The organism is Actinoplanes sp. TFC3, assembly GCF_001553785.1.
Classification (GTDB): Bacteria; Actinomycetota; Actinomycetes; order Mycobacteriales; family Micromonosporaceae; genus Actinoplanes.
This window is the reverse complement of sequence record NZ_LOJP01000021.1, coordinates 1-4,813: the sequence shown is the minus strand read 5'-3', so window position 1 is coordinate 4,813 and position 4,813 is coordinate 1. Positions and strand designations below refer to the sequence as shown.

The 4,813-nt window shown below is 68.5% G+C and carries 9 protein-coding genes and 1 pseudogene; 3 read left to right on the top strand and 7 right to left on the bottom strand.

Annotated elements, in window-relative coordinates:
- Positions 1 to 118: 118 nt before the first annotated feature.
- Positions 119 to 289: a hypothetical protein gene (locus TFC3_RS38425; protein ID WP_161952740.1), complete on the bottom strand. Its 171-nt coding sequence runs from the start codon at positions 287 to 289 to the stop codon at positions 119 to 121.
- Between the two features lie 116 nt (positions 290 to 405).
- On the opposite strand from TFC3_RS38425, the gene TFC3_RS37670 reads away from it, so the two are divergent.
- Complete coding sequence (locus TFC3_RS37670) at positions 406 to 720, top strand: hypothetical protein (protein WP_153040646.1); 315 nt, start codon at positions 406 to 408, stop codon at positions 718 to 720.
- A gap of 175 nt (positions 721 to 895) precedes the next feature.
- On the top strand, positions 896 to 1,120 hold the full coding sequence (locus tag TFC3_RS34965; protein WP_067510611.1) for a hypothetical protein: 225 nt from the start codon (positions 896 to 898) through the stop codon (positions 1,118 to 1,120).
- Between the two features lie 98 nt (positions 1,121 to 1,218).
- Here TFC3_RS34965 and TFC3_RS39920 read toward each other — a convergent pair whose 3' ends face one another.
- The 6 genes and pseudogenes from TFC3_RS39920 to TFC3_RS34940 form a co-directional block, all read right to left on the bottom strand.
- On the bottom strand, positions 1,219 to 1,488 hold the full coding sequence (locus tag TFC3_RS39920; protein WP_236718645.1) for a hypothetical protein: 270 nt from the start codon (positions 1,486 to 1,488) through the stop codon (positions 1,219 to 1,221).
- A gap of 79 nt (positions 1,489 to 1,567) precedes the next feature.
- Positions 1,568 to 2,104, bottom strand: a pseudogene (gene uppS, locus TFC3_RS34960) (polyprenyl diphosphate synthase); the annotation flags it as partial.
- Between the two features lie 33 nt (positions 2,105 to 2,137).
- A complete protein-coding gene (locus tag TFC3_RS34955) occupies positions 2,138 to 2,644 on the bottom strand; it encodes an NUDIX hydrolase (protein ID WP_067510610.1) in 507 nt (168 codons plus the stop codon).
- 53 nt (positions 2,645 to 2,697) lie between these two features.
- A complete protein-coding gene (locus TFC3_RS34950) occupies positions 2,698 to 3,144 on the bottom strand; it encodes a hypothetical protein (RefSeq protein ID WP_067510609.1) in 447 nt (148 codons plus the stop codon).
- Positions 3,145 to 3,172: 28 nt separating this feature from the next.
- Complete coding sequence (locus TFC3_RS37665) at positions 3,173 to 3,616, bottom strand: hypothetical protein (RefSeq protein WP_153040645.1); 444 nt, start codon at positions 3,614 to 3,616, stop codon at positions 3,173 to 3,175.
- The gene (locus tag TFC3_RS34940; RefSeq protein ID WP_067510608.1) at positions 3,613 to 3,840 is read right to left on the bottom strand and encodes a hypothetical protein; all 228 of its coding nucleotides are present in this window, start codon (positions 3,838 to 3,840) and stop codon (positions 3,613 to 3,615) included. The genes TFC3_RS37665 and TFC3_RS34940 overlap by 4 nt, the downstream gene beginning before the upstream one ends.
- Positions 3,841 to 4,071: 231 nt before the next feature.
- On the opposite strand from TFC3_RS34940, the gene TFC3_RS34935 reads away from it, so the two are divergent.
- The gene (locus TFC3_RS34935; protein ID WP_201787321.1) at positions 4,072 to 4,716 is read left to right on the top strand and encodes an HAD family phosphatase; all 645 of its coding nucleotides are present in this window, start codon (positions 4,072 to 4,074) and stop codon (positions 4,714 to 4,716) included.
- Positions 4,717 to 4,813 lie beyond the last annotated feature (97 nt).

Below are 4,813 nucleotides of genomic sequence, written 5' to 3'. Positions count from 1 at the left end.
CTTGGTCGTTGTACCAAGTACCGGAGACCTCTTCAGTTATCGATCACCGCCACGCCGCAACCATCAGACCTCAGCTGACTTACGAAACACACCTTAGTCCGGCAGCCGCCATTCGTGATCATGGCTGAGTTTCGAGGTTGAGGCGGCGGGCGTAGTGAGCTCGTCTGGCTCGCGCCTGGTGACGGCGTCGCCAACGTGACCAGCGCAAACGGTGGGTGAGGCTGCGTGTCGGCTGGATCAGTAGGACGTTGATCAGGCGGCGGATCTGTTTGACGGTCAGGTCGATCATGTCGGGCTGAGTGGGACGGTCCGCGGTCGGGCGTCGGCGGTGCAGATCGCGAGGACCGCAAGCGCTGCCAGGGCGAGGGTGGTGAACCGGTGCCAGGGCGTCCAGCGGCGGACCTGGTGCTGGTCAAGACCGACCTGGCCCTTTCCGGCCTGAAAACTTTCTTCCACGATCCAGCGAACTCCCGCCACCCGCACCAGCTGGGCGAGCGTGACTGGACCCGGTGCCCAACAGCGGTAGAACGCCAGTTCACCGGTCGTATGGTTGCGGCGGATCAGCAAACTGTGCCGGCCGTCGTCGTCCGGATCACCGTCGGCGCCGACGTCGGCCAGCCAGGCCCAGTCGTAGACCCGTGGTCCTTTCCACCCGGCGCCGGCGCTGCGCCGGGTCTACGCGGCGGCGAGCAGGTCGGCGGCCAGCCGGTTGTTCTGTGATCAATGTGGGCGGCCGCTGCCGGACCCGGCTGCAGCATCGTGCCCGCACTGCGGTGCCGTCCTCACACCTGCCAGCACTCCCACCCCGGCGCCGGTTGTGCTGGACGCGCTACCCGCCCCGGTTCCTGGCCGGGCGGCCCGCGGCCCGGGCTGGCGGTCCTGGGTGCGGGTGACGATGGGACGCAACGTGCCCGGCACCTGTGCGGGGATCGTGGGGGCCTGGTTTGGGGTGCCGATGGTGCTGCTGATGGCCGGGGTCGGCGCCATCGTCGGCGGCCTGGCCGGGGTGGTGTCGGGCACGCTGATCGGCACGGCGATGCTCGGCCGGATCGACGTCCTGCTGGGCTACGTGTTTCCGCTGCCGGTCTCCGCGCAAGATCGACTACTTGGCGGCTGGTGACACGTTCGTTGCCCGCACCCCTACCGCGGGCGTCGGTCTCATGACCCGGACGGCTTATACCCCGGGACACGGGCGCCGTGAGCCAGCGGCGATGCCCACTAGAGACCTTTCGTAGTCAGGGTCTGGTCGGCGTTTGTGGTGATAGACCCGTTCCGGTGAGGTAGGCGTCGATCAGGCCGTGGTGGTAGTGCATCTTTCTTGAGGCGGTTCTTGACGGCCGCTGAGAGAGTGCCGGCCTTGCGGGCGGACAGGTTTCCGAGGCTGAGTTTAATCGCCGACCAGATCTTCTCGACCGGGTTCAGCTCCGGCGCATACGAGGGCTGCTGATAGACCCGGAGCCACGGCCGGGCAGCGATCAACGTGCGCATGCGGGCGGACCTGTGTGCGTTCAAAGCGTCCTAGATCAGCACGATGGGTGCCGGTAGGCGGCATCGAGCAGGCGTGCGAAGTCGTGTTCGCGGAATTCTTTCGGTTCGCCTTCGCGGCCAGGCTGATCGCGTCGGCAATCTCCGCCTGACCACCGTAATTGACACAGAATTGCAGATCGAGAGTCGAGTTGTGCCGGCTCAGCTGCTCGGTATCCCGCAGCTTCTGGATGACGCTGCGCCACAGCCGGCCCGGGCGCCCGGCCCACAGAACGCGGACCCCTCGCTCGATCAGAGCGTCGCGCCGTCGCCGCAGGACGTTACGGCTGAAACCCATGAGGAAGCGCACCTCCTCCGGGGAACGTTTCCAGTTCTCGGTCGAGAAGGCATATACCGAGAGGTGCCGGATCCCGATTTCGATCGCACCCTCGATGACGTCGAACAGCGCCGCCTCGCCCCGCTGGTGGCCGTCCGTCCGCGGCAGTCCGCGGTCCTTGGCCCACCGGCCGTTGCCGTCCATCACCAGCGCCGCATGGACCGGCAGGAGCTCCGGCGGAATGATCGGTGGGCGGGCACCCGACGGGTGCGGATCCGGCTTCAGCACTGCGCTGCCATTCATCACATGCACCGCCTCATTGTGCGCACACGACCCCTATCCGCCGAACTCCGATCCGCTCGCCGCGAGGTAGCGGCGAAATGCCTCCTGCCCGTCCGGAATGAAGCGGCGGTTCTTGACCGCCGCTTGCAACTCCGGGTGGGTCATCCAGCCGGTCCAGGCGACCACCGACCGGTCCGGTGCCGGGGTGCCGGTGACGGCCGCATCGTGCACACCGAGCCAATAGGAACCCAGCTCACCTCGGCAGAGGAAGGTGACCACCGGACGGACGACGGCCCGGATGCCGAGCTCCTCGAACAGCTCGCGGGCCGCCGCCTGCTGATAGGACTCGCCCACCGCGACCGCGCCGCCGATGGTCACCTCGTGGTAGCCGGGGAATCGCACCAGCGCGTCGCCGCGCCGATGCACCAGGAACCGTCCCTGCTCGTCCCGGCAGACGGTGGTGGCGATGCGGTGCAGCCACCCGCGGCGGATCGCCTCGTCCCGGCGTACCACTCCGAGCACCCGGTCCTGGTCGTCGACGCGCTCCACCAGCTCGGTCACCGGGACATCATCGCAGTCGCCGGGCACCGGTGTGCCGGGCGCCGCCGCCCGCCCTACTTGTTGGTGCGCTCGAACTGCTTGGCTCGCGTGCGCCCGGCCGGCCGGAACGCGTCGACTGTCCCGGCGCTCGCGGTGCCGTCGATGCGCCGGACCGCGGCGTCGAGGCTCGGGTGCCCCGGCTGGTAGGCGATCTCGAAGTGGGACTCCTTGGGCTGGTCGAAGTCGCCGCCCCAGGCGACGGTGCCGGCCAGCTCGGCCAGGATGTCCCGGATCACGACCAGTTCCTGCGGGTAGAAGCCACCCCGCACCCCGGACGGGTACGCGTGCGGGCGGATCGCCAGCGCGGTGCCCGACCGGTAGTTGCTCTCGTAGGCCGGGCCGGCCGCGACGGTGGCCGCGAACCCGGTCAGGTCGCCGGCGCGCAGCTGATCGATCTCGTAATGGAAGCGGCGGGCGACGTAGGTGAGCAGCAGTGCGGCGGCGCCGCCGGCCAGCTGCACCTGCAGCGGCGGGAGATCTTGCCAGACGTCATGGGGAGTTTCCCTTCACGGTCGACCGGTGTGCCGACGTCCAGACGAGGCCCGCGATGCTCAGCAGGAGGAGCAGGAAGAACACGGCGATCGCCGGGTTCACCCACGCCGGCACCAGGTCGTAGTCGGCATTGCATCTGCTGCTCAGGGGGAAGAGGCGGTGGTAGTCGTCGCGGTGGGCCTGGTAATAGGCGTCGTCGTAGGGCTGGTGGTGCCTGATCGAGCACTTCTCCGCCAGGCTCTGCAGGGCGGGCCCGGCGGCCAGCCCCCACAGCCAGGCCAGCACCATGAGGAAGAACGACGCCCAGGTGGCATGGCCGAACCAGGCCGGCCGTCGCCAGTCACCGGCGCGCAGACCCTTGACCATGCGCCACAGACTCCAGCCGGGCAGCACGAGGACCACCAGGCACGGAGTCAGGGCGGCGGCATGTTCCAGATTCACTTATCGAGTGCCCTTTCGGCCGCCTCCTGCAGGTACCTGCGCTGGTTGGCCTTCAGCTGGGCGTCCTGGCGGGCCTCCATGCCCATCCGCGCCAGCAGCGCGTCCACGAAGCCCTGCTCGAATCCGCTCAGCTTATCGGCGCCGCCGGGCAGGTTCTGCAGCACCGACGGCAGCAGCGCGCCGTCGAGCATGATGAGCTGCTTGCGGCCGATGCCGAGGGTCACAGCGGGTCGCCGTCACCGGCTCCGGTCAGCCGGCGGTAGGTCACGTGGGCGCGCAGCACCGGGCGGGCCCGGTTGGGGACGATGATGCCGCTCTATAACGAGTCGTCGACCGCCACGCCGCCGTTTACGCAGGGTGACGCGAGTTGGAGGCAGGTACACCTTGTCTACGGCAAAGGCGGACGTTGGCCGTGCCACGACGGGTGCTGTCGGGGTGGTCCGTAGCCTTCGGGTGTGGTGCGTGCAGCGGTGTTCTTCGACGTGGACGGGACGCTGGTCCCACAGGCCAGCAGCGGACAGTACCTAGCAGAACTACTCGGTCATACCGATGTGGTGCGCGAGGCAGAGGCTAGCTACGCCGCTGGGACGTTGAGCAACCAGGAGGTCTCCATCCTCGACGCCCGAGGCTGGACGGGACACACCCCGGCGCAGGTGCGCGGCTTCCCGGAGTTCCTTCCGCTGGTCGAGGGGATCACCGAGACCATCTCCTGGTGTCGAGCGCAGGACCTGGCGCCCGTCTTGACCACCCTGGCGTGGAAGCCAGTCGGGGACTACCTGTGTGAGCGCTTCGGCTTCACCCGCACCAGTGGCCCCCGCCTGGAAGTAATCGAGGGCCGCTACAGCGGCGAGGTCGCCGAGCATCTCGACGAGATGGGCAAGCGTGACTTCGCGCTCGCTGTGGCCGCCGAGCTCGGTGTGGACCCGGCCCGCTGCGCCGCTGTCGGTGACAGCAGGTCCGACCTGCCCCTGTTCGCCGCGGTCGGTCTGGCCATCGCCTTCAACGCCACCCCAGCGGCTCGCACTGCCGCCCACGCAGAAGCCGAGGGAGGCGACCTGCGCGCCGTAGTGCCACTGCTCAGTTCCTGGCTGGACGCCTAGTACTGCAACGGCAGTCGGCAGGCGAGACGTCTTCATGATCGGCTCGTTGGGCATGGTGTGACGGATGTCGATGTTGCGCAGTGGTCGGCGGAGCTGG

What these genes read in the sequence shown, in the direction of transcription:
- TFC3_RS39920 (WP_236718645.1), bottom strand. Translation starts at nt 1,488, where the DNA reads ATGCGCACGTTGATCGCTGCCCGGCCGTGGCTCCGGGTCTATCAGCAG.
- TFC3_RS34965 (WP_067510611.1), top strand. Translation starts at nt 896, where the DNA reads ATGGGACGCAACGTGCCCGGCACCTGTGCGGGGATCGTGGGGGCCTGG.
- TFC3_RS38425 (WP_161952740.1), bottom strand. Translation starts at nt 289, where the DNA reads ATGATCGACCTGACCGTCAAACAGATCCGCCGCCTGATCAACGTCCTA.